6 protein-coding genes are annotated in these 4501 nt (G+C 68.4%); 3 read left to right on the forward strand and 3 right to left on the reverse strand.

The genetic code is table 11. The annotated features are described in order from the left end of the window. Positions 1-264 (forward strand): FAD-dependent oxidoreductase (locus AC5E6L_RS13865; RefSeq protein WP_491774060.1); only part of this gene is annotated, 264 nt, incomplete at its 5' end. A 71-nt stretch (positions 265-335) separates the two neighbouring features. Here AC5E6L_RS13865 and AC5E6L_RS13870 read toward each other — a convergent pair. Both AC5E6L_RS13870 and AC5E6L_RS13875 read right to left on the reverse strand, forming a co-directional pair. Then, positions 336-575, reverse strand: a complete 240-nt coding sequence (locus tag AC5E6L_RS13870) for a type II toxin-antitoxin system HicA family toxin (protein WP_491774062.1) — start codon at positions 573-575, stop codon at positions 336-338. A 2-nt stretch (positions 576-577) separates the two neighbouring features. Next, entirely contained in the window at positions 578-808 is a 231-nt protein-coding gene (locus tag AC5E6L_RS13875) for a type II toxin-antitoxin system HicB family antitoxin (protein ID WP_491229296.1), read from the reverse strand. Between the two features lie 83 nt (positions 809-891). Between AC5E6L_RS13875 and preA the strand changes: the two genes are divergently transcribed. Next, the gene (gene preA, locus AC5E6L_RS13880; RefSeq protein ID WP_491229297.1) at positions 892-2202 is read left to right on the forward strand and encodes an NAD-dependent dihydropyrimidine dehydrogenase subunit PreA; all 1311 of its coding nucleotides are present in this window, start codon (positions 892-894) and stop codon (positions 2200-2202) included. A 39-nt stretch (positions 2203-2241) separates the two neighbouring features. Here preA and AC5E6L_RS13885 read toward each other — a convergent pair whose 3' ends face one another. Then, positions 2242-3156 carry an alpha/beta hydrolase family protein gene (locus AC5E6L_RS13885; protein WP_491774064.1) on the reverse strand — a complete coding sequence of 305 codons (915 nt, stop codon included), beginning with the start codon at positions 3154-3156 and terminating at the stop codon, positions 2242-2244. A gap of 77 nt (positions 3157-3233) precedes the next feature. On the opposite strand from AC5E6L_RS13885, the gene uxuA reads away from it, so the two are divergent. Continuing rightward, complete coding sequence (uxuA, locus tag AC5E6L_RS13890) at positions 3234-4445, forward strand: mannonate dehydratase (protein WP_491774066.1); 1212 nt, start codon at positions 3234-3236, stop codon at positions 4443-4445. Positions 4446-4501 lie beyond the last annotated feature (56 nt).

Here is a 4501-nt window from a genome sequence, read left to right on the forward strand (position 1 = left end):
CTGACCGGCACCGGCGAGACCGTGACGCTGGATGCCGATCAGGTCTTCAAGGCGATCGGCCAGACCCCGGCCGGCGGGCTCTTCGGCGGCGTCGCCATCGATCTTTCAGGCGGGCGCATCGTCACCGACGGGGCGCGGCGCACAAGTCACGGAAAAGTCTGGGCGGGCGGCGACTGCATCGCCGGCGGCGAGGATCTGACGGTTGTCGCCGTCGAGGACGGCAAGATCGCCGCCCAAAGCATTCATGAAGCGCTGACGGGGTAGGGACGATGGTGCGACCAGGAACGAGGCGGGCGCCCGTTGCACAGGCTGCACCACGCCAGGTTCGCACCGCGTCATCCGAGAGCCTTCACGAATTCCTCTTTCGTGGCGCCGGATTGCTCGATTATCGCCTTCAGGGTTCCCCTTGGCAGTTCCTTGCGCCCGTGAACGGGAACCGACACCGCGCGCGCAGGTGGTCCGGCACGCTTCATGACATGGTGACTCCCGCGGACGTTATGAAGCTCAAAGCCCAGCTTTTCGAGAGCGCGGACAGCGTCCCGGCCCGAAACGACCGGCAGGCCATGAGGCGCCATCCTTATGCGGCGATGGTCAGGTGATGGATTTGCGTCTCAACATCGTCGGGGATCTCCAGCCCTTCGTCGCGATAATAGTCGAGCACGGCTTCGATCGCCTCGCGCGCGTTCGCCATCGCTTGGGTCTCGTCGTCGCCATAGGTGACCACCTCGGGCAATGCGGGCACCAGCACGGTGAAGCCCCCCTCCGGTTCGGGCTGAAGCTGGACCGTGAATTTCCGTTCTCGCGCCATCTTGCTCGCTCCATCTCGCTGACTTGCGCTTCACAGCATCCTAGTGCGGGCCTGCCACAGGTTCAAACTTGAAGGAGACCATCATGGCCAGCCTCCGAACCAGCTTCCTCGGCGTGTCCTCGCCCAACCCGTTCTGGCTGGCCTCGGCGCCGCCGACCGACAAACGCTACAATGTCGAGCGCGCCTTCGAGGCGGGCTGGGGCGGCGTCGTCTGGAAGACGCTGGGCGAGGCCGGCCCGCCCGTCGTCAACGTCAACGGGCCGCGCTACGGCGCGATCTGGGGGCCGGACCGGCGGCTCTTGGGCCTGAACAACATCGAACTGATCACCGACCGCGATCTGGACGTGAACCTGCGCGAGATCGAACAGGTCAAGAGGAACTGGCCGGACCGGGCGATGGTCGTCTCGCTGATGGTGCCGTGCGAGGAAGAGCCCTGGAAGAACATCCTCACAAGCGTCGAGCAGACCGGCGCCGATGCGGTGGAGCTGAATTTCGGCTGTCCGCACGGCATGAGCGAGCGCGGCATGGGCTCGGCGGTTGGCCAGGTGCCGGACTATATCGAGATGGTCGCGCGCTGGTGCAAGCGGCATTCCGATCTTCCGGTGATCGTCAAGCTGACGCCGAACATCACCGACATCCGTTACCCCGCGCGCGCGGCGAAGGCGGGCGGGGCGGACGCGGTGTCGCTGATCAACACCATTTCCTCGATCGTCTCGGTCGATCTCGATTCCATGTCGCCCGAGCCCTCCATCGACGGCAAGGGGTCGCATGGCGGCTATTGCGGGCCGGCGGTCAAGCCGATCGCGCTCAACATGGTGGCCGAGATCGCCCGCGATGCCGAAACCCGCGGCCTGCCGATCTCGGGCATCGGCGGCATCACCACATGGCGCGATGCGGCCGAATTCATCGCGCTCGGCTGCGGCACGGTGCAGGTGTGCACCGCCGCCATGACCTACGGCTTCAAGATCGTCGGCGAGATGGCCGCCGGGCTCGAAGCCTGGATGGACGGCAAGGGCTATGCGGGCATCGAGGATTTCCGCGGCATGGCGGTGCCGAACGTCACCGACTGGCAGTATCTGAACCTCAACTATGTCACCAAGGCGCGCATCGACCAGGATCTGTGCATTTCCTGCGGGCGCTGTCACATCGCCTGCGAGGACACCTCGCACCAGGCGATCACCAACATGGTCGACGGGGTGCGCAGGTTCGAGGTGATCGACGAGGAGTGCGTCGGCTGCAATCTGTGCGTCAATGTGTGCCCGGTGGACGACTGCATCACGATGGAGACGATATCCGGCGTGGACCCGCGAACGGGCAGGCCGATCGATCCGGATTATGGCAACTGGACCGAGCACCCGAACAATCCGTCGGCGCATCGGGAGGCGGCGGAATAGGAGCCGCGATCGGTTCTTCTCCCGCCGGGGAGAGGAAACTCACGTCGCCCTCAGCGCGTGCGCCAGAAACCCCAGCACCGCCGCCCGCATTTCAGCCGTTTCCTCATGGCCCGTATCCGCCGAGGTCAGCACCGTCAGCGCCTCCGGCGCGCCCTCGTCGTCATAGGCTTGGCGCAACCGGTCGAGCGCCGGACGCAGGGCTTGCGGCGGGGTCAGGGGGTCCTGCGCGCCGCTCGCGACCAGTTGCGGGCGCGGGGCGACCAGCGCCGCCACGTCTCCCATGTCGCCATGGTCCAGAAGGCCGGGCAGGGTCATGTAGGGACCGTGCAGGTCGTGGGCGCCGGTTTCGATCAGCGGGCCGATGTCGGCGAAGGCGCACATGTGCGCGCAGGCGGCCACCCGCCCGTCGCGCGCCGCCAGCCAGTAGGCATGCGTGGCGCCCATGGAAACGCCGAGCGTGGCGATGCGGGCCGGATCGACCGCGGGGTGGGCGGCAAGCGCATCGAGCGCGGCGGACAGATCGGCCATCATCCTGCCGAACAGCGTCCTCCCGCGCCACAGCGCCGCCTTGGCCAGGGCGCTTTCCGTGCCCTCGGCCCGCCGCGCTCCGAAGCCGGGCATGTCGACGCACAGCACCGCATAGCCACGCCGGGCGAGCGCCGGCCCGTATGGCGGATCGCGCAGCGCCCGGCGGCCTTCCAGAAGCTCGGCGGCCCCGATATCGTGCCGGTTGCCATGGGCGTGGCAGTAGAGAATGGCGGGCAGGGGGCCTGCGGCGTCCGCCGGCAGCAGCAGCGTGCCGGGCACGGCCCCATCGTCGGCCTCGATCGCGATGCGCTGCGCAACGAACGGGCCCTGTTCCTGCGCCTCGAACACCGTGATCGGCGCGTCGCCCCGTTTCGGAACGGGGCATCTGAGCACAGCGCTCAGCACGTGCGGTGTCATCGCCGCCATGATTTCATCTCTGGGCGCGGTTGGCCGTTGCTCGATCCGTACTGGTATACTAGTATCGGCCCAATTGGGAGGGCAATGTGCGGCAGACATGGCGCTGGTTCGGGCCGGTCGACGGTGTTACGGTCGCCGACGCGCGCCAGGCCGGCGCCGAGGCGATCGTGACGGCGCTGCACCAGCTTCCGCCCGGCACCGTCTGGCCTGTCACCGCAATCGAAAAGCGCCAGCGCGAGGTCGCGACCCACCCGGACGGCACGCCGACGGGCCTTGCCTGGGAGGTGGTCGAGAGCCTGCCCGTTTCCGAGGCCATCAAGACGCGGAGCGGCGACTGGCGCGGCGACATTGCGCGCTATGCCGAAAGCCTCGCCAACCTCGCCGCCTGCGGCATCGAAACGGTCTGCTACAATTTCATGCCGGTCCTCGACTGGACGCGGACCGACCTGCGCGCGCCGACCGAAAGCGGCGGCCGGGCGACGGTCTTCGACCTGATCGATTTCGCCGTCTTCGATCTGCACATTCTGGGGCGGCCGGACGCGGGCGACGATTACCCCGAGGCGGTGATCGGCGCGGCGGCCGACCGCTTTGCGGCCATGGGGGCGGACCGCGGGGCCGAACTGGCGGCCAACGTCACCGCCGGCCTGCCGGGCGCCGCCGAGCACTGGACGCTCGACGATGTGCGGGCAAGGCTCGCCGACTATCGCGGCATCGACGCCGGGCGGCTGCGCGCGCACCATGTCGATTTCCTGACGGCCGTCGCCCCGGTCGCCGAGGAGCACGGCATGAGGCTGTGCTGCCATCCGGACGATCCGCCCTGGCCACTGCTCGGCCTGCCGCGCGTCTGGTCGACGGCCGACGATGTCCGGCATCTCTTCGACGCCGTGCCGAGCCCGGCGGTCGGGCTGACGCTGTGCACCGGCTCGTTCGGCGCGCGCGCCGACAACGACCTGCCCGCCATGGTGCGCGCATTCGGCCCGCGCATCCATTTCGTCCATTTGCGCAATGTCTCGCGCGGCGGCGACACGGTGCCCTGCGCGTTCGCCGAGGACGAGCATCTGGCCGGTCAGACCGACATGGTGGCCGTGATCGAGGCGCTTGTCGCCGAGGAACGGCGGCGCCGGGCCGAGGGCAGGGCGGACCATACGATCCCGATGCGGCCCGACCATGGCCACGAAATTCTGGACGATGCGGCGCGCGGTTCGCAGCCCGGCTATCCGGCCATCGGCCGGCTCAAGGGTCTGGCCGAGCTGCGCGGCGTGATGGCGGTTTTGGAGGCCGGTCGTGCCGCGCCCTGAAATCTATCGCGTCGCGGTCGATCCCGAAGCGGTCTTCGCCGATATCGACGTTGCGG

Source organism: Roseitalea sp. (genome assembly GCF_984466335.1).